This is a genomic window from uncultured Kocuria sp. (assembly GCF_947500125.1).
In the GTDB taxonomy this organism is placed as follows: Bacteria; Actinomycetota; Actinomycetes; order Actinomycetales; family Micrococcaceae; genus Kocuria.
Window position 1 is genome coordinate 1 of the sequence record NZ_CANMRA010000008.1, and the last position, 18,126, is coordinate 18,126.

Consider the following 18,126-nt stretch of genomic DNA (forward strand, 5'->3'; position numbering starts at 1 on the left):
ACCTGGCCGGCCATCCACGCCGCGCGTACCACCGCCCGCGCCGCCTACGACCGGGCCCACCCCGCCCGCGTCCGGCCTGGTCACATGATCAAGTCTCCACCCACCGAGGTCTGGATCAACCAGCCACTCAACCCCATCAACCCACAGCTGTCGCAAACAGCTTGATTCATACCGTTTCCTCCGCGGTCTCGGGCGGAACCGGTGAGTTCGGCGGTGGTGAGGGGGCGGGCTGCGCAGGGTGCCCTCTTCCATTGGTGTGTGACACACACTATTGTGTAGGCATGGCAGCTGAACCGGTCGACCAGGTCGTCGCCTCCCACTTCCAGGAGCTGCGCCGTGGCACGGTGGTCCTGGCCTGCCTGCTCGTCCTGGACGAGCCCCGCTACGGCTACGCCCTGCTCCGGACCCTCGGCGACGCGGGGCTCGACGTCGAGGCCAACACCCTCTACCCGCTCCTGCGCCGCCTCGAGGCCCAGGGCCTGCTCGAAAGCGACTGGAACACCGACGAGTCCCGGCCCCGCAAGTTCTACCGGATCACCGGACTCGGGATCCGCGTCCGGGACGCCCTCGAGGCCGAGCGGCTCCGGCTGGACGCCGCCCTGTCCACCCTCTCCCGCCCGACTCCTCCCGAGGACTGATCCGCCATGTCCACCAGCACCCTCACTCCGCGCACCGAGAGCTATCTCCGCGAGGTCGCCCGGCGACTCCCGCCCCGAACCCGTGAGGACGTGTCCCGGGAGCTGCGGGGCACCGTCGCCGACATGGTCGACGACGGCGTGGCGCAGGGACTCCCGCCGGCCGAGGCGGAGCGCCGCGCCCTCGAGGAGCTCGGCGACCCCGCCCTGCTGGCCGAGGACTACGGTCCCGGCCCGCGGCACCTGATCGGCCCCGCGCACTACCACGACTTCCTGGAGCTGCTGCGGATCCTGGTGCCCGTCCTGGCCGGCCTCTTCGGCGGGCTGACCCTGCTCGGCCGCCTCTTCGGGGAGGCGGGGCGCGAGGACCTGGTCACGTACCTCGTGCTCTCGCTCGCCCCCGCGGTCGGCGCCGCGATCCAGGGGGCGCTCATGGGAGCGGGCATCGCGGTCGTCGTCTACGCGGTGGTGGAGCGAACGGAGGTCGCGGAGGCGGTGAGGCGCGGCGCCTGGGACGGGACGGCGGCCGAGGCGGAGGAGGCTTCGCGCTGGAGCGTCGAGCGGCTGCGGCCGCCGCGTCCCGAGCGGGACTCGACCGTGGGGGAGCTGGTCTGGGCCACCATCGCCCTGGGCCTGGCCTTCGCCGCCCCGTTCCTGCTCTCGCGGCCCCTGTTCCGCGAGGGCCCGCTCGCCGGCGAGCCCCCGCTCGACCCCGCCGTGTGGACGCCGTGGGTGCCGCTCTACCTGGGGATCCTACTGCTCGCCTGGGGGTGGGAGCTGCTGCGCTTCTTCCGCCGCCGCTGGTCCTGGGTGCTGTTCGGGATCAACGCCGTCCTGGACCTCGCCATGGCCGCGCTGCTCATCACCGTGCTGCGCACCGAGTCCGTGGTGAACCCGGTCTTCCGCGAGCGCGGGTGGGTGGGCGAGGGGTTCGCGCAGATCGGCGTCGCGCTCGTGGTGGTCATCACCGTCTGGGACCTCGTGGCGACCTTCCTCGCCTGCCGCCGGTCGGTGGGACGACGGCACTGACCGGCCGCGGACCCCGCCGCCCCGCTCCGCGGGCGGCGCCCGGCCGGTCCGAGGCAGCGCTCGGCCCGCGGGAGCTCCGGGGAGCTCCCGCGGGCCGGAAGAGGGCCTCTGCCGCTGCGGGGTGCCGAGCAGCGCGGAACGCGGGGCGCTTCGTGGGCGACCGGCGCCGGCCGGGATGCGCGGAACCGGGTCAGGTGGCGCACCGTGTGATCATCAGTTGACACCCTGGTCGGCATGGTGCGCAAACGTCTACTCTTGAACTGGTCAGATCGATCAGATTCAGACGGGGGAGAGGGGCTGCTGTGGTCAGCATGACGAACGGCGGGGCCGGCGCGGGTCCGCTGGACGCGACGGACCGGAAGATCCTGGTGGCGCTGGACGAGGACCCGCGCATGACGGTGCTGGCCCTGGCCCAGCGCACGGGCCTGGCGCGCGGGACGATCCACGCGCGGCTCGAGCGCTACCGCGCGAGCCCCGCACTGCGCCCGCACAGCACCCGGGTGACGCCCGCGGCCCTCGGCTACGGCCTGGCCGCGAGCGTCGCCGTGGAGCTCGACCAGCACCAGCTCGACGAGGCGATCGCCGGCCTGCAGGCGATTCCGCAGGTCATCGAGGTGTTCGCCCCGGCCGGGCAGACGGACCTGCTGTGCCGGGTGGTGGCGAAGGACCCCGAGGACCTCTACCGGGTCTCCGAGGAGATCCGGCTGTGCCCCGGCATCCTGCGGACCTCCACGAGCATGTTCCTGCGCACCGTCATCCCGTACCGGGTGGCCCCGCTGCTCGCGGGGGACGAGGCGCCGGGGAGGGCCGGGGGCGGGGTCAGTTCCGGACGGCCGCGCCCATGACCTCGGCCCGCAGCCGGTCCAGGTCCACGTCGTCGCCCTCGTGCAGGCCGTGGGTGCGGACCCACGCGCGGGCGCTGAGCATAATCTCGTCGTAGTACTGGTGCGTCTCGCAGTGGGCGGCCCCGATCCGGGCCTGGGCGCGGTGCTCACGGCAGTCCTCCGTGAAGGAGATGACGGCCACCGGGCTGAGGGCCAGGCCCACCACGCCGCGGACGGCCGCGATGGTGCGCCCGTGGAACGTGTCGCCGGGGGCGAGGTCCCAGGCCCTGGTGGTGGGGTGCTGATGGGTGAGGTCCATGGTCGGCTCTTGTGCTGGGTGGGAGGCCGTCCCGCCTGCGCGCGGCGCCGGGGGACGGGCTCGGGGACGTCGGGAGGAGGAGCGGTGCCGGGGGCCGGCCGGTGCGGCCGGCCCCCGGCACCGTCCGGTCAGTGACCGAGCTGGGTCCAGTGGCTGATGTCCTGGTACCACGGCGACCAGTGCTTGCCGTCGTAGTAGCGGTACTTGACCACGTGGTAGACCTTCTTGTCGTCGTGGTGGTCGAGGTACTTGTAGTGCTCGCCGCCCCACGCACTGCCCCAGTAGTAGTAGTGGTCGCCGCCGGTGTAGTGGTGGTGGCCGTGCTTGCTCACCGCGTAGTAGTGCTGCTTGACCTCCACCTTGTAGCCCTTGTGGCACTTCACGTGGAACGGGTACTTGACGACCTTCTTCCCGTGGTGCCACGTCCAGGAGGGCTTGTGGGCGTCGACCGAGCAGTGCTTCTGGTGCGGCTTGTGCGACGCCGTCTCGAGCACCGAGGACTGCGTCGAGGCGGCGGGCGCCGGGGCGGCCTGGGCCGGAGCGCCCAGCAGGGGCAGGGCGCCGGCGGCCCGGGTCAGGGAGGCCAGGGACAGCACCGCCTTGCGGGCGTAGCGGCGGGCGCCGGCCGGCTGCGGGGCTGCGGACGAGGTGGTTTCGATGGACATTTCGGGTCTCCTGCGGACGAGAGATTTCGTGGGTGCCGGCGGTTCCTCCCCGGGGTCCGGAGGGGGACTTCTCGAACCGACACGACAAGATTCGCAGTCGGGGGCAGCCCCCGGCGTCCACCCGGGAGGTGAACTCCGGCGTACACCCGGGGTGGTACGCGCAGGGATCAGAAACGGTCGGTGGGCTTGACGAGCCCGCTCTTGAACGCGGCCGTGACCGCCTGGGCGCGTTCGCTGACGCCCAGCTTCAGGAAGATCCGGTGGACGTGGGTCTTCACGGTCGCCTCGCTGAGGAACAGCCGCCGGGCGATCTCCGTGTTGGTCAGGCCGTGGGCGACGGCGACCAGGACCTCGCGCTCCCGCCGGGTCAGCTGCTGCAGCTGCTCGGGAGGAGGGGCGGACGGGTCGGGGTGCCGGCTGAACTCGGTCAGGAGCCTGCGGGTCACGTCCGGGTCCAGCCAGCCCCCGCCGCGGGCGAGGGAGCGGACGGCGTCCGCGAGCACCTTCGGCGCGGAGCTCTTGAGGATGAAGCCGGAGGCGCCCGCCCGCAGGGCGGCGTGGACGGCGGCGTCCTCGTCGAAGGTCGTCAGCATCAGGACGGTGGCGACGTTCGCCACGCGGTCCAGGAACGCGTCGGACGTGAGCACCCGGGTGGCGGCCACTCCGTCCGTGCCGGGCATGCGCACGTCCATGATCACCACGTCCGGCTGCAGGCGGGCCGTCTCCTCGACGGCCTCCTCGCCGTCGGCCGCCTCGCCGACGACGATCAGGTCCGGCTCGGCCGTGAGGAGCATGGCCAGCCCCGAGCGCACCATCGCCTCGTCGTCCACCAGGAGCACCCGGACGGGTGCGGTGTCCGTGCCCCGTGTCATCCGGTGCCCTCCCCGCGGCCGGTGGCCGCCGTGGTCGCCGCGGTGTCCTCCGGTGCGGCGTCCTCCGGCGCGGTGTCCTGCGGGCCGGCCGGGCGGGTGGGAAGCCGCGCGGACACCAGGTACCCCCCGTGCGGGTCGGGTCCGGCCGTCGCCGCGCCGCCCACCGCCCGTGCACGCTCGGCCATTCCCCGTACCCCGTGCCCGGTCGACAGCCGTGCGGAGAGGCGGCCGCGGGCCCCGGCGCCGTCCGTGCGGACCGAGAGCTCGACCTCCCGGGGCCCCCAGTCGAGGGCGACCCGGACCGGGCGGTCCGGGGCGGCGTGCTTGACGGCGTTGGTCAGGGCCTCCTGCGCGATGCGGTACGCGGCCTCGTCCACCGCCGGCTCCAGGGCGCCGGGCTCGCCCGCCACGCAGAGCTCCACGTCCCGGCCCGCCGCGCGCAGGTGGTCGAGCAGGCCGTCCAGGCGCTGCAGGCCCACCGGCTCCGGCGCGGCCCGCGCCGACGGCGCCGGGGAGAGCAGGCCCAGCATGCGCCGCAGCTCCGTCACGGCCTGCTCCCCGAGCTCGTCGACCTGCCGCAGCGCCGCCCGGGCCCGGTCCGGGTCGCGGTCCATGACGCGCTCGGCCCCTCCGGCCTGCAGCACCATGAGGCTCACCGCGTGGGCCACGACGTCGTGCAGCTCCCGGGCGATGCGCTGGCGCTCCTCGGCCTCGGCCCGGGCGGCGGCCAGCCGGGCCACGAGCTCCCGCTGCGCCACGCTCCAGCGGACCCACCGGCCCACGCCGAAGACGACCAGGTGGGCCACGGTGAGGAACAGCGCCGCCACGAGGAACGAGGCGACCCGCATCGACGGGTCGGCGGTGTCCTGCACGGTGGCGTGCACGCTCGTGGCAACCGGCAGGAACGCGGTCGCCAGGCCGAGGGCCGCCTTCCGGCGCGAGCAGTGCGCGGCCACCGCGAAGAGGGCCAGCCAGACGCAGAAGATGGGGTGGAACGCGAAGCCGAGCAGCGCGACGGCCACGGCGCCCAGGGTGACCAGGAGCAGCACCGCCAGGGGCCGGCGCCGGCGCCAGAACAGGGGTAGGTACAGCAGCGCCGCCGCGAGCACGACGACCCAGGGGGCGACCACGTCCGGCTCCGCCGCGCGGTCCCACGTGATCTGGAGCTCGATGCCCCACAGCACCGGCACCGCGACCAGGTCCAGGGCCACGCGCGAGGGGTACCAGCGGGTTCTCATCGGCCCCCGCTCAGCTACACACGGACCTGCCGAAGACGGTGCAGATCCACATCCGCTCGACGGGAGGGGCGGGCAGTCGGCAGTCCTCGACGATCGAGTGGCGCCGGATCTCCTCCCACGCCACCACGGGCCGCAGGGCGTCCTCGGCGCAGTCCGGGGGATCGACGGGTGAGGCGCCCAGTGCCGTCTCCACGGCCGAGCACAGTTCCGCGCCCGTGGCGAGCCGGCGCTCGGAGCCCGCACCGTCCGGGGGGCCCTGCGCCGGGCAGCCGGACGGGTGCTCGAGCCGGATGCCCGTCATCTCGGACTCGGGGTCGTGCAGGACGCCGTGCAGCTGGATCCGCGAGATCCTGATCCGCTCGACCTCGTCCGTGCGTCCCGACGCGACCCGGGCGATCAGCACCTCGGGGTCGACGTCCCGTCCCAGCCAGTCCGGCGGGCCCTGCACCAGCACGTAGTCGCTGTCCACCAGGCGTCCCCACGCCAGGTGCCCCTCGACGGCGTCGGGCGCTCGCGCGTTCTGGACGGACACCAGTGTCCGGAATCCTGTCTCGAGTGTCGCCATGCCGAGCCCCCCGCGAGTCGTGCGGCAATTCTCCTCGTCCGCCCACGTCAAGTCCATAGTCGGCCGCCCGGGCGTGCCGGCCGGTGCGTCCCGCTGGGCCTCCGAGGCCCGGGGAGCCCTGGTTCCGCGGGGCGGTGCGCGGTACCGTAAGCAGACTGGCGAATTTGTTGTTACTCGTCGCCGCTGACCATCGAGACGGAACGAAGGAGATGCCATGAGCACCAAGGTCGAGAAGACTGTCCTGGTCGACGTGCCGCTGAGCACCGTGTACGACCAGTGGACCCAGTTCGAGGACTTCCCCCACTTCATGAGCGGCGTCAAGAGCGTGACCCAGCTCGGCGACGACCGCCTCGAGTGGGTCGCCGAGATCGGCGGCGTCCGCCGGCAGTGGGAGGCGAAGATCGTGGAGCAGGTCCCGGACAGCCGGGTCTCCTGGGCCGCCACGGAGGGCGCCACCAACGCCGGCACCGTGCTGTTCCACGACGCGGGCAACGGCCGGACCGAGGTGCACCTGGTCCTCGAGTACGAGCCCGAGGGCCTCGTGGAGAAGGTCGGGGACAAGCTCGACGTGGTCGGGAACCAGGCCGAGGGCGACCTCGAGCGGTTCAAGAAGTTCATCGAGGACGAGGGCTACGCGACCGGTGCCTGGCGGGGCTCCGTCAACGAGGGCGCCCCCGTCGGCACGCCCGGTGTCGAGCACGCCGCCGCCTCCCGCGGTGACGACGGCAAGGCCGGGGTGTCGGGCAAGGCGGTCGCCGCCGGCGTCGCGGCGGCCGGCGTCGCGGCCGCCGGGGCGGCCGCCGCGGCGAGGAAGAAGGACTCCGCTCCGGACACGGAGCCGATCACCGTCGAGTCGACCGCGCCGCCGGCGGCGCCGGTGACCCCCGGCGAGACCGTGACCGGGGAGGTCCCTCCGATCCCCACCGTGGACGAGGCCCTCACCGACGACACCGTCGACGCGGACCTGGACGTGGACCCCACCAGCCGGCGCATCGACGACCGTCCCGCGGGCGGCGCGCTCTGAGCCGACCCTCCCGTGCTACGGGCCCCGACCGCCGCGGTCGGGGCCCGTCGCACGGGAGGGCTGCCCGGTGCGGTCGCCCCGCGCCCGGGCCGGGCGCGGGGGACCGCCGGTGCGGCCGGTCAGCCGGTGACGGCCCCCAGTGACGCCGAGCGCACCAGCTTGACGTACTTGCCCAGCACGCCGCCCTCGTACTGCGGGCGCAGGGGGGCCCAGCCGCTGCGACGCCGCGCCAGCTCCTCGGCGTCCACCAGCAGGTCCAGGGAGCGGGCCGCCAGGTCCACCCGGATCCGGTCGCCGTCGCGCAGGAACGCGACCGGCCCGGCGTCGACGGCCTCCGGTGCGATGTGCCCGATGCACAGCCCCGTGGTGCCGCCCGAGAACCGCCCGTCCGTGAGCAGCAGCACGTCCTTGCCCAGCCCCGCGCCCTTGATCGCTCCGGTGATGGCCAGCATCTCGCGCATGCCGGGACCGCCCTTGGGGCCCTCGTACCGGATGACTAGCACGTCCCCGGCCTGGATCTCGCCGGCCCCGAGGGCGTCCATCGCGGCCTGCTCGCGCTCGAAGACGCGGGCCGGGCCCTCGAACACCTCGGCGTCGAAGCCCGCGGACTTCACCACCGCGCCCTCCGGCGCCAGGGAGCCGTGCAGCACCGTGATCCCGCCCGTGCGGTGGATGGGGTTGTCGAGCGTGCGGATGACGTCGCCGTCCAGGGGGTCGGGGTCAAGGGCGGCGAGGTTCTCCGCCACCGTGCGGCCCGTCACGGTGAGGGCCTCGCCGTGCAGCAGCCCGGCGTCGAGCAGGGCCTTCATGACCACGGGGATGCCGCCGTGCCGGTCGACGTCGTTCATGACGTACCGGCCGAACGGCTTGAGGTCCGCGAGGTGGGGAACGTTGTCCCCGATCCGGTTGAAGTCCTCCAGGGTGAGCTCCACCTCCGCCTCGTGGGCGATGGCCAGCAGGTGCAGGACGGCGTTGGTGGACCCGCCGAGGGCCATGAGCACGGTGACGGCGTTCTCGAAGGCCTCCTTCGTCAGCACGTCCCGCGCCGTGATGCCCTGGCGGAGCATCTCGACGACGGCCTCCCCGGAGCGGTGGGCGAACTGGTCGCGCCGCCGGTCCGCCGAGGGCGGGGCCGCGGAGCCGGGCAGGCTCATGCCCAGGGCCTCGGCCACGGACGCCATCGTGTTGGCCGTGTACATCCCGCCGCAGGCGCCCTCGCCCGGGCAGATGGACCGCTCGATCCGGTCGAGGTCGGCCTGGCCCATCAGGCCTGCCTTGCACGCGCCCACCGCCTCGAACGCGTCGATGAGGGTGACGTCCTTCTCGGTCCCGTCGGTGAGCTTCACCCACCCCGGGGCGATGGTCCCGGCGTAGAGGAACACCGAGGCCAGGTCCAGCCGGGCGGCGGCCATGAGCATGCCCGGCAGGGACTTGTCGCACCCGGCCAGCAGCACGGACCCGTCGAGGCGCTCCGCCTGCATCACCGTCTCCACGGAGTCCGCGATGACCTCGCGCGAGACCAGTGAGAAGTGCATCCCCACGTGGCCCATCGAGATCCCGTCCGAGACCGAGATGGTGCCGAACTGGAGGGGGTAGCCGCCGCCGGCGTGGACGCCCTCCTTGCAGCCCTGCGCGAGCCGGTCCAGGGAGAGGTTGCACGGGGTGATCTCGTTCCAGGAGCTCGCGATGCCGATCTGGGGCTTCTCCCAGTCGGCGTCGCCCATGCCCACGGCGCGGAGCATGCCGCGGCTGGCGGTCGCGTCGATGCCGTCGGTGACCTGACGGCTGCGGGGCTTGATGTCGGGGCTCATGCGGTCTCTTCCGGGTCGTCGGTGCGCGGTGGGGCGCGGGGCAGGGCGTGCCGTGAACATATCAACGGAACTCGAGGAGCGTCGAGGGATGTCCACGGCCGGCGCGGAAGTTTGTGCCCCTCGGGGGAAGACAAGGCGTGCCCGGCCCTCCTAGGGTGGGACCAACAAAAGATAAGCAACCTGATCGAAGGAGTCCGACATGCCCGAGGCACCCGTCTCCCAGCACGCCCGCGCGATGGCCGACGACGAGGGCGGGATGCCCGAGCAGCAGCAGACGCCCCCGGGCCTGACCGCCGCCATGGACCCCGTGCCCGACCACGGAGAGGCGTCCTGGGAGGGCCGGGGCCGGCTCGAGGGGCTCAAGGCCCTCATCACCGGCGGGGACTCCGGGATCGGCCGGGCCGTGGCGATCGCGTTCGCCCGGGAGGGCGCCGACGTCGCGATCAACTACCTGCCCGACGAGCAGGAGGACGCCCAGGACGTCGTGGGATGGATCGAGAAGGCCGGCCGCACGGCCGTCCTGGTCCCCGGCGACGTGCGCGAGGAGCAGAGTTGCCAGGACATCGTGGACCGGGCGGTCGAAGGCCTCGGCGGGCTCAACGTGGTCGTGAACAACGCGGGTTTCCACTGGGCGCGCGGGGAGGCGGGGCTCAAGGGGCTCGCCACGGAGGACCTCGACCGGGCCGTGCGCACCAACCTCTACGGCACCCTCTGGATCAGCCGGGCGGCCCTGCCGCACCTCGGCCGCGGGGACAGCATCATCAACACCACGTCCGTGCAGGCCTACGACCCGTCGGTGTCGATGCTCGACTACGCCGCGACGAAGGCGGCTCTCAATAACGTCACCGCCAACCTCGCCGCCGAGCTCGGCCCCGACGGCATCCGCGTCAACGCGGTGGCCCCCGGGCCCGTCTGGACCCCGCTGGCGCCGGCCACCAAGGAGCCCGGGGCGGTCGCGAACATGGGCAAGGAGACGCCCCTGGGCCGGATCGGCCAGCCCGCGGAGCTGGCCGGCGCCTACGTCTTCCTCGCCTGCCCGGCCGAGGCCAGCTATGTCAGCGGCACCGTCCTCGGCGTCACCGGCGGCATGCCCGTCTTCTGATCGGCGCCACCACACCCCCTACGGAAGGAGCACCTCGTGCCCAAGACCGGCAAGGACGACCACGCCAAGAAGGGCGAGCTGCCCTCCACCCTGCAGCGCTCGGAGCGGAAGGCGCAGGACACGTTCGCCAAGACCTACGACTCCGCGCTCGAGGAGTACGGCGACGAGGAGCGCGCGGCCCGCACGGCCTACAGTGCGCTCAAGCACACCCACGAGAAGGTCGGCGACCACTGGGAGGGCAAGAAGGAGGAGTACGGGCCCTCCGACCAGCACGCCGCGGGCGGCCGCGACTCCCGCGCGGAGACCGCCGGCGGGGTCGACGCGAACTCCTCGAAGCAGCACCTCTACGAGGTGGCGAAGCGGCTCGGCGTCGAGGGTCGCTCCTACATGACCAAGAAGGAGCTCGTCGAGGCGGTCCGGAAGGCCAACGACTCCGCGACGCGCCGGGCCCGCGAGGGGTGAGCAGCGGTCCGTCTCAGAGGACGCCCAGCAGCCCGCGCACCAGGGTGATCGCCCCGCCCAGTCCCGCGAGCACGAGCGCGACCGTTCGCGCGGTGCTCAGAGGCACCCGGCGGGCCACCACCGCGCCGATCCGGATCCCCATCACCACCGTGAGGACCACGCCGGGCGCCACCCACCACGGCGGCATCCCGCCCGTGCCGGCCGCCCCGAGCAGGGTCTTGGTGAGCACCGACAGGGCGCCCATCGTCATGAACACCGGCTGCAGGGTCGCGGCGAAGGAGCGCTGCTCCCAGCGGGCCAGCCGGGAGTGGATCACCATGACCGGGCCGGCCACCCCCGCCGTGGTGTTGAAGAACCCCCCGATCGCCCCGGCGAGCACCGTGGGCAGCCGCCCGGGCCACTCGGGCAGTCGTGGGAGCCCGAACATGGTGGTCAGGGCCAGCAGCACCACGCCGCCCACCACCACCTGCAGCCAGGCGGCGGGCAGCTCGCGCACCACGAGCGCCGCCGGCACGGCACCCACCGCGGCGGCCGGGGCGATGAGGGCGTAGCGCCGCCAGTCCACGTGGCGCCACACCGAGAGCATGATCAGGAACCCGGAGACGGTCGTCGTCGCGTTGGTCACGAGCACCCCCGTGGCGGGGCCCAGCAGCAGCGCGAGGGTCGGGGCCACCACGAGGCCGACCCCCGTGCCCGAGACGCACTGCAGGACCGAGCCCACGAGGATGGCGAGGGCAGCGACGACGATGATCTCCACGGGTCCCATTCTGTGCCCCCGTCCGTCCGGACGCGGACCGCACACGTCCCGGGCGGGAAAGTTCCCGGATCCACTCAGTACCCTTGCTGTTGAGGACGGTCCCCGGAGGGACCAGGTCGAAGGAAAGGGGCGCGGTGGGCATGCCAGCGGACCGGGTCGGTGACGGTGAGCACGGGGGCTCCGGCGGCGGGACCGTCCAGGAGAGCGGCTCCACCCCCGAGCGCCCCGGCGTGCACGTCTCCGCGGCCCGGCTCCGGGAGGTCGCCGCGTCCCGCTTCGGCATCGAGGAGTTCCGGGAGGGGCAGCTGGAGGCGATGGAGGCGGCGGCCACCGGCCGCGACGTCCTGGCGGTGATGCCCACCGGCCACGGCAAGTCCGCGATCTACCAGGTCCCGGGCACCGCCCTGCCCGGCACCGCCGTGGTGGTCTCCCCGTTGATCGCCCTCCAGCACGACCAGGTCGAGGCGATCAACGAGGCCCTCGGGGAGGAGGTCGCCTTCGCGGTGAACTCCGCGGTGGGGACGCGCCGCGAGCGTGCCGCCTGGGAGGCCGTGGCGCGAGGGAGCGCGAAGTTCCTCTTCCTCGCTCCCGAGCAGCTGGCCCGGGAGGAGACGGCGCAGCGGCTCGCCGCGCACCCGCCGTCCCTGTTCGTGGTGGACGAGGCGCACTGCATCTCCTCGTGGGGCCACGACTTCCGCCCCGACTACCTCGTGCTCCAGGAGGCGGTCGAGCGGCTGGGGCGCCCGCCCGTCGTCGCTCTCACCGCCACCGCGTCCCCGCACACCCGGGCCGAGATCGTCGACCGGCTGGGCCTGCGCGACCCCCTGGTCCTGGTGCACAGCTTCGACCGGCCCAATCTCGAGCTGCGGGTGGTGCGCCACCACCAGCCCGCCGACAAGCGCCGGGCGGTGCTCGACGAGGTCGCCGGGCTCGTGGGCCCGGGGCTGGTCTACGTCGCGACCCGGCGGGAGACGGAGGACTACGCCGCCGCGCTGGCCCGGCGCGGCGTGCGCGCCGAGGCCTACCACGCGGGGCGGCGGCGGTCCGAGCGGGACGAGGTGCACGCCCGGTTCCTCGGCGACGAGCTCGACGTGGTGGTGGCCACCACGGCCTTCGGGATGGGCATCGACAAGCCGGACGTGCGCTTCGTGGTGCACGCGGACATCCCCGACTCCCTGGACAGCTACTACCAGGAGATCGGCCGGGCCGGCCGGGACGGGAGACCGGCCCTCGCCGTGCTGCACTACCGCTCCGAGGACCTGGGGCTCCAGCAGTACTTCGCCGGCGCCGCCCCCGAGCAGGAGGACCTCGAGGCGGTCTTCCGCGCGGTCCGCCGGCACGGGCCGGTCCGGGCCCGGGAGCTGCTCGAGCGCACCGGGCTCGGCCCGCGCGCCCAGGCCCGGGCCGTGCACCTCCTCGAGCACAGCGGCGGCGTGCTCGCCCGGCGCGAGGGCTACCGGGCCGTGGAGGGGGCCACGCCGGAGGCCGCTGTCGCCGCCGCGCTCGCGGAGGCCGAGGCCCAGCACCGGATCGACCGGTCGCGGATCGACATGATGCGCGGCTACGCCGAGACGGACGGGTGCCGGCGGGACTGGCTGCTCAACTACTTCGGCGAGGAGACCGGCGGCTGGTGCGGCAACTGCGACAACTGCGCGGAGACGGGCTCCGCCGCCGAGGCCGAGGAGCGCTCCGCCGCCACCCCGCACGGCTGGGAGATCCAGACCCCGGTCACCCACCGCGACTGGGGGCACGGGATCGTGATGGGCGCGGAGCCGGACCGGATCATCGTCCTGTTCGACTCGGTCGGCTACAAGGAGCTCTCCCTGCGCCTGATCGAGGAGCACCCGGGACTGCTGGAGCGCGGACCCGGGGAGCGGCCGGGAGACGGGGCGTGAGCCGCGGGGAGCGGCCGGTCAGCGCACGACGTCGTAGACGGTCTTGAGGACGCCGTTGGCGTAGGCCTCGTGCTCGACCAGCTCGAGGGTGCGGAACGTGTCGGTGCTGTCGTCGAAGAGGCGGCGGCCCGCGCCGAGCAGCACGGGGAACACCAGGAGGTGGTACCGGTCCACGAGGCCCGCGGCGGCGAGGCCCTTGGCCAGGGTGGCGCTGCCGTGGACCAGGACGGTGCCGTCGACCGCGGACCTCAGCTCCGCGACCTCGTCGAGGGAGCGCAGCACGGAGGTGTTGTGCCACTGCGGGTCCTCCAGAGTGGAGGACACCACGTACTTGGGCATGGCGTTGTACTCCGCGAACTCGTCCATCGAGGGCCAGACGGGCGCGAACTCGTCGTAGCTGACCCGGCCCATGAGCATCGCCGCCGCCTCCTTCTGCTCCCGGTCCTTGAGCTCGTACGCGGCCTCGTCGTAGGCGACGTGGCGGAACGTCCAGCCGGCGTGCGGGTGCGGGCCGGCACCGGGGGAGTCGACGACGCCGTCGAGGGTGATGAACTCGGTGACGATCAGCGTGCCCATGGGGATCTCCTGTCGGTGCGGTCGGCGCTCGTGCCTGCGGTTCCCACTCTGGCGCTCCGGCACGGCGGTGGGAAGAGCACGGCGGCGGAAAGGGCACGGCGGTGGAAAGGGCGCGGCCGCGGCATGACGGGTTCGGCCGGCCCGCGGGCCGCGGCGCCCTCTTGCGCGGCCGGCACCCCGGTGGGACCCTCGGCAGGGACGGCGGTTCGGCGAGGGTCCGGGAGGCACCCGTGGCGGCGGAGCAGAGGGCGGAGCAGGTGCGGACCACGTGCTGCGTGGTGGGCGGTGGCCCGGCCGGGCTGATGGCCGGGGTGCTGCTGGCGAGGCAGGGCGTGGACGTGGTCGTGCTGGAGAAGCACACGGACTTCCTGCGCGACTTCCGCGGCGACACCCTGCACCCCTCCACCCTGGAGGTGATGGCCGAGCTCGGCTGGCTCGAGGACGTCCTGGCGCTGCCGCACACCCGGGTGGAGCGCGCCACGGTCTCCCTCGGCGGGGAGACGGTGGTGGTCGGCCGGTTCGACCGGCTGCCCGTGCGCTGCCCGTTCATCGCGTTCCTGCCGCAGTGGGACTTCCTGGACCTGCTCGCCGAGAAGGGCGAGGCGCTGCCCGGCTTCCGGCTGCTGCGCTCCACGGCCGCCGACGGCCTGCTCGTCGAGGACGGCCGGTGCACCGGCGTCACGGCGCACGACGACGACGGGCCGGTGCAGGTCCGGGCCGAGCTGGTGCTGGCCGCCGACGGCCGCGACTCCGTGCTGCGGGCCGCGGCCGGGCTGGTCCCGAAGGCCTCGCCGTCCCGGATGGACGTGCTGTGGTTCCGCGTGCCCCGGAGCGAGGGGCAGGAGCAGCCGCTGTTCAACGCCGGGGACGGCGCGGTGGTCGCCCTGCCCCGCACCGGCTACTGGCAGGCCGCCATGATCGTGCGGGCCGGCGAGCACGACGCGCTGCGCGCCGGGGGGCTGGAGGCCTTCCGGGACCGGGTGCGTGCGCTCGCCCCCGGGCTGGGGGAGGGGCTCGCCGCGATCGAGGACTGGGAGCAGGTGAAGCTGCTGCGCGTGCGCGTGGACCGGCTGCGCCGCTGGTGGCGGCCCGGCGTGCTGTTCCTCGGCGACGCCGCCCACGCGATGTCTCCGGCCGGCGGGGTGGGCATCAACCTCGCGATCCAGGACGCGGTGGCGGCGGCGAATCTCCTCGGCCCCCGCCTGCTGCACGGCGGGGTGCGGGCGCGGGACCTCGCCCGGGTCCAGCGCCGACGGGCGTGGCCGGCGCGCACCACCCAGCTCTTCCAGCTCGTGCTGGCCCGCCGGCTGGTGCCCTCCCGGGCCGGGCGGGCGCCGCGGCCGCCGGTGCCGCTGGGGGTGGTGCGGGCACTGCCGTTCCTGCCCCACCTCACGGGACGGGCCATCGGCATCGGCCTGCGGCCCGAGCACGTCCGCCCGCCGGCCCGTGACTGACGGGCGCCGCGCCGTCCGGCCGGCGCGGTGCGCTCAGCCGCGCGGACTGAGCCGCTCCACCGCGGCCAGGAGGTTCTCGAGGATGGTGTGCCGCTGCGCGCCGGCGTCGGGCAGCAGCCCGATCGACGCGTTGTGGTAGAGCCCGTCGCCCATCTGCTGCACCGCGGTCGCCACCACCGGGTCTCCCACGTCCGCGAGGATCAGCTCGTACCAGGCCTCCTCGAGCCGCTTGAGGGCGGCGCGGGCGTTCTCGTCCCCGGACTGGACCAGACGGGAGGCCACGATCAGGGCCCGGTCCAGCCGGCTGTCCTCGAACAGGGACGTGACGAGGAAGTAGCGCGCGGCCCCGTCCGGCGCCGCCGCCATGGCCTCGAGGTCCAGGCGCATGAGCTCCTCGAGGCGCTGCAATGTTGCGTCCACGAGGGCCTGGCGGTGCGGGAAGTGGTAGAGCAGGCCCCCCTTGGACACACCGGCGGCGGCGGCGACGGCGTCGAGGGTCGCGGCGCGCTCGCCGTCGTCGAGGACGATCTGCTCGAAGGCGGCCAGGAGCTTGTCCCGGGCCACGGGTGGGCGCGGCATGTGAGGAAGACCTCCCTGGATCGGACGTGGTGCCCATTGTGCCAGCCCGCACATAACTGTACCGTCTAGACGGTACAGTTACTGATGCTGTCCGATCCCGATCCGTCGTCCCGGAGGTGAACCATGACCACTCTGCTGACGCCCCGCCCCACGGCCGGTGCGCGCGAATGGGCCGCGCTCGCGGTCCTGATGATGCCCGTCCTGCTCGTGTCGGTCGACAACACGGCGCTGAGCTTCGCGCTGCCCACCATCTCCCAGGCGCTGCACCCCACCGGGGCGCAGCTGCTGTGGATCGTGGACGTCTACCCCCTCGTGCTCGCCGGCCTGCTCATCCCCATGGGGTCCCTGGGGGACCGGATCGGTCGCCGGCGGCTGCTGCTGATCGGCGGCACGGGCTTCGCCGCCGTCTCCGCGGCGTCGGCCTTCGCCCCCACCGCCGAGCTGCTCGTGGCGGGGCGGGCCGCGATGGGACTCTTCGGCGCGATGCTGATGCCCGCCACCCTGTCCCTGCTGCGCAACATCTTCCTGGACCCGGGCCAGCGCCGGATCGCGATCGCGGTGTGGGCCGGCGGCTTCAGCGGGGGCGCCGCGCTGGGCCCGATCGTCGGCGGCTTCCTGCTCAACCACTTCTGGTGGGGCTCGGTGTTCCTGATGTCCGTGCCGGTGCTGCTGCCCCTGCTCGTGCTCGGCCCCGTGCTGGTGCCGGAGTCGCGCGACCCCCGGCCCGGACCCGTGGACGTCCCGTCCGTGCTGCTGGCCATGCTCGCCATGACCCCGGTGGTCTACGGCATCAAGGCGGCGACGGCCTCCGGGGAGCTCTTCCACGGTCTGCTCAGCGCGGCCTTCGGGGTGCTGGCCGGTGTGCTGTTCGTCCGGCGGCAGGCGGTCCTGGCGCACCCGATGCTCGACCTCGCCCTGTTCCGGCACCCCGGCTTCCGGGGCGGCGTGACCGTCAACGTCCTCGGCAACGTGGGGCTCTACGGCTTCCTGTTCATGCTGACCCAGTACCTGCAGCTCGTGGTCGGCCTGGACCCCATGACCGCGGGCCTGACCATGGTCCCGGGCCTCGTGCTCACGGTCCTCGCCGGCTTCCTGGCCGTGCGGGCCGTGCGGTGGCTGACGCCCAGGACCGTGATCACGGCGGGGATGCTCCTGTCCTCGCTCGGCTTCCTCGGCGTCGCCCTCGCCGACCTCTCCGCGGGCACCGGCACCGTGGTGGTCCTCGCGGCCTTCTGCCTGGTCGGCACCGGCATCGGGCTCGCCGAGACGCTGTCCAACGACCTGGTCCTCACGGCGGCCCCGCCGCACAAGGCCGGAGCGGCCTCGGCGATCTCGGAGACCGGCTACGAGGTCGGTGCGGTGCTGGGCACGGCCGTGCTCGGCGGGCTGCTGACCGCGTTCTACCAGCGCCACCTCGACCTGCCCACGGCCCTGGGGCCCGGCTCGTCCGCCGCGGCGCACGAGACCCTGGGCGGGGCCGTCGAGATCGCGGAGGGCGCCGGGACGCTCGGTCCCGCCGTGCGGGAGGCGGCGTTCGCCGCCTTCACCGCGGGCATGCACCGGACGGCGCTGGTCATGACCGCCGTGGTGGTCCTGGCGGCGTGCACGGTCGCCCGCATGCTGCGGCCGGCCGCGCGCTGACCTCCCCGCCGTCGGGACCGGCGGCGTCACCGCACGGTGGCGCCGCTCCACGGGCGCCGGGCAGACGTAGGCTCGGCGGCAGGGGCCGGTCCGGTCCCACGGTACGGAGGGAGTGGTCGCGATGACGCCGCAGGAGCTGTTCGAGGACGCCGCACGGCGACCGTCCGAGGTGGCGGAGCACATGCTCGAGGGCATCTCGGCGGAGGCGCTGAACACCATGCCGGGAGGGACCGCGAACTCCGTGGCCTGGCTGGTGTGGCACGCGGCCCGCCAGCAGGACGCGCAGGTGGCCCAGCTCGCGGGCACCGACGAGGTGTGGACTGCGGAGGGGTGGAGCGGACGGCTCGGTCTCGACGTCCCCGACTCCTCGACGGGTTTCGGGGACGGCCCGGAGGACGTCGCACGGATCCGGGTGACGTCCCCCGAGCTGCTGCGGGGCTACCTCGACGCGGTGGTCGAGCGCACGGTGGCCTACGTCCGCGGGCTCACGGACGCCCAGCTCGACGACGTGGTGGACCGCTCCTGGAGTCCGCCCGTCACCCGCGGGGCGCGCCTGGTCAGCACGGTCGACGACGCCGCCCAGCACCTCGGCCAGGCCGCCTACGTCCGCGGCCTGCTCGAGGACGGGTGGTCGGGGCCCTACTGACCGCTCCCCGCGCGGGGTCTCGCCCCCTCCGG

At 73.9% G+C, this 18,126-nt stretch carries 19 protein-coding genes; 10 read left to right on the top strand and 9 right to left on the bottom strand.

The window, feature by feature from the left end:
• The first annotated feature begins 281 nt into the window (after window positions 1–281).
• The 3 genes from Q0817_RS07195 (at window position 282) to Q0817_RS07205 (ending at window position 2,509) form a co-directional block, all read left to right on the top strand.
• The gene (locus tag Q0817_RS07195) at window positions 282–638 is read left to right on the top strand and encodes a PadR family transcriptional regulator (protein ID WP_298585481.1); all 357 of its coding nucleotides are present in this window, start codon (window positions 282–284) and stop codon (window positions 636–638) included.
• A 6-nt stretch (window positions 639–644) separates the two neighbouring features.
• A complete protein-coding gene (locus Q0817_RS07200) occupies window positions 645–1,664 on the top strand; it encodes a permease prefix domain 1-containing protein (RefSeq protein ID WP_298585482.1) in 1,020 nt (339 codons plus the stop codon).
• Window positions 1,665–1,975: 311 nt separating this feature from the next.
• Window positions 1,976–2,509 (top strand): Lrp/AsnC family transcriptional regulator, encoded by a 534-nt coding sequence (locus Q0817_RS07205; RefSeq protein WP_298585600.1) that lies wholly within the window; start codon window positions 1,976–1,978, stop codon window positions 2,507–2,509.
• Here the strand turns inward: Q0817_RS07205 and Q0817_RS07210 are convergent.
• The 5 genes from Q0817_RS07210 to Q0817_RS07230 form a co-directional block, all read right to left on the bottom strand.
• Entirely contained in the window at window positions 2,484–2,807 is a 324-nt protein-coding gene (locus Q0817_RS07210) for a hypothetical protein (RefSeq protein ID WP_298585483.1), read from the bottom strand. The two genes, Q0817_RS07205 and Q0817_RS07210, sit on opposite strands and share 26 nt — an antisense overlap.
• A gap of 128 nt (window positions 2,808–2,935) precedes the next feature.
• A complete protein-coding gene (locus Q0817_RS07215) occupies window positions 2,936–3,472 on the bottom strand; it encodes a hypothetical protein (protein ID WP_298585484.1) in 537 nt (178 codons plus the stop codon).
• A 167-nt stretch (window positions 3,473–3,639) separates the two neighbouring features.
• Window positions 3,640–4,344 (bottom strand): response regulator transcription factor, encoded by a 705-nt coding sequence (locus Q0817_RS07220; protein ID WP_298585485.1) that lies wholly within the window; start codon window positions 4,342–4,344, stop codon window positions 3,640–3,642.
• A complete protein-coding gene (locus tag Q0817_RS07225; RefSeq protein ID WP_298585486.1) occupies window positions 4,341–5,582 on the bottom strand; it encodes a sensor histidine kinase in 1,242 nt (413 codons plus the stop codon). The genes Q0817_RS07220 and Q0817_RS07225 overlap by 4 nt, the downstream gene beginning before the upstream one ends.
• A 10-nt stretch (window positions 5,583–5,592) precedes the next feature.
• Complete coding sequence (locus tag Q0817_RS07230; RefSeq protein WP_298585487.1) at window positions 5,593–6,114, bottom strand: hypothetical protein; 522 nt, start codon at window positions 6,112–6,114, stop codon at window positions 5,593–5,595.
• Between the two features lie 247 nt (window positions 6,115–6,361).
• On the opposite strand from Q0817_RS07230, the gene Q0817_RS07235 reads away from it, so the two are divergent.
• Window positions 6,362–7,171 carry an SRPBCC family protein gene (locus Q0817_RS07235; RefSeq protein ID WP_298585488.1) on the top strand — a complete coding sequence of 270 codons (810 nt, stop codon included), beginning with the start codon at window positions 6,362–6,364 and terminating at the stop codon, window positions 7,169–7,171.
• Window positions 7,172–7,290: 119 nt separating this feature from the next.
• On the opposite strand, the gene ilvD is transcribed toward Q0817_RS07235, so the two are convergent.
• The gene (gene ilvD, locus Q0817_RS07240) at window positions 7,291–8,982 is read right to left on the bottom strand and encodes a dihydroxy-acid dehydratase (RefSeq protein ID WP_298585489.1); all 1,692 of its coding nucleotides are present in this window, start codon (window positions 8,980–8,982) and stop codon (window positions 7,291–7,293) included.
• Between the two features lie 199 nt (window positions 8,983–9,181).
• Between ilvD and Q0817_RS07245 the strand changes: the two genes are divergently transcribed.
• Window positions 9,182–10,084: an SDR family oxidoreductase gene (locus Q0817_RS07245; RefSeq protein ID WP_298585490.1), complete on the top strand. Its 903-nt coding sequence runs from the start codon at window positions 9,182–9,184 to the stop codon at window positions 10,082–10,084.
• A gap of 36 nt (window positions 10,085–10,120) precedes the next feature.
• The gene (locus Q0817_RS07250; protein WP_298585491.1) at window positions 10,121–10,546 is read left to right on the top strand and encodes a ChaB family protein; all 426 of its coding nucleotides are present in this window, start codon (window positions 10,121–10,123) and stop codon (window positions 10,544–10,546) included.
• Between the two features lie 13 nt (window positions 10,547–10,559).
• On the opposite strand, the gene Q0817_RS07255 is transcribed toward Q0817_RS07250, so the two are convergent.
• Window positions 10,560–11,312 carry a TSUP family transporter gene (locus tag Q0817_RS07255; protein ID WP_298585492.1) on the bottom strand — a complete coding sequence of 251 codons (753 nt, stop codon included), beginning with the start codon at window positions 11,310–11,312 and terminating at the stop codon, window positions 10,560–10,562.
• Window positions 11,313–11,443: 131 nt separating this feature from the next.
• On the opposite strand from Q0817_RS07255, the gene Q0817_RS07260 reads away from it, so the two are divergent.
• Window positions 11,444–13,198 (top strand): ATP-dependent DNA helicase RecQ, encoded by a 1,755-nt coding sequence (locus Q0817_RS07260; RefSeq protein WP_298585493.1) that lies wholly within the window; start codon window positions 11,444–11,446, stop codon window positions 13,196–13,198.
• 18 nt (window positions 13,199–13,216) lie between these two features.
• On the opposite strand, the gene Q0817_RS07265 is transcribed toward Q0817_RS07260, so the two are convergent.
• Window positions 13,217–13,774: a dihydrofolate reductase family protein gene (locus Q0817_RS07265; protein WP_298585494.1), complete on the bottom strand. Its 558-nt coding sequence runs from the start codon at window positions 13,772–13,774 to the stop codon at window positions 13,217–13,219.
• Window positions 13,775–14,004: 230 nt separating this feature from the next.
• Between Q0817_RS07265 and Q0817_RS07270 the strand changes: the two genes are divergently transcribed.
• Window positions 14,005–15,228 (top strand): FAD-dependent oxidoreductase, encoded by a 1,224-nt coding sequence (locus Q0817_RS07270; protein ID WP_298585495.1) that lies wholly within the window; start codon window positions 14,005–14,007, stop codon window positions 15,226–15,228.
• Between the two features lie 33 nt (window positions 15,229–15,261).
• Here the strand turns inward: Q0817_RS07270 and Q0817_RS07275 are convergent, their stop codons facing one another.
• Window positions 15,262–15,807, bottom strand: a complete 546-nt coding sequence (locus Q0817_RS07275; protein WP_298585496.1) for a TetR family transcriptional regulator — start codon at window positions 15,805–15,807, stop codon at window positions 15,262–15,264.
• Window positions 15,808–15,930: 123 nt separating this feature from the next.
• On the opposite strand from Q0817_RS07275, the gene Q0817_RS07280 reads away from it, so the two are divergent.
• Together Q0817_RS07280 and Q0817_RS07285 are read left to right on the top strand one after the other, a co-directional pair.
• A complete protein-coding gene (locus tag Q0817_RS07280; RefSeq protein WP_298585497.1) occupies window positions 15,931–17,448 on the top strand; it encodes an MFS transporter in 1,518 nt (505 codons plus the stop codon).
• Window positions 17,449–17,569: 121 nt separating this feature from the next.
• The gene (locus Q0817_RS07285) at window positions 17,570–18,094 is read left to right on the top strand and encodes a DinB family protein (protein WP_298585498.1); all 525 of its coding nucleotides are present in this window, start codon (window positions 17,570–17,572) and stop codon (window positions 18,092–18,094) included.
• Window positions 18,095–18,126 lie beyond the last annotated feature (32 nt).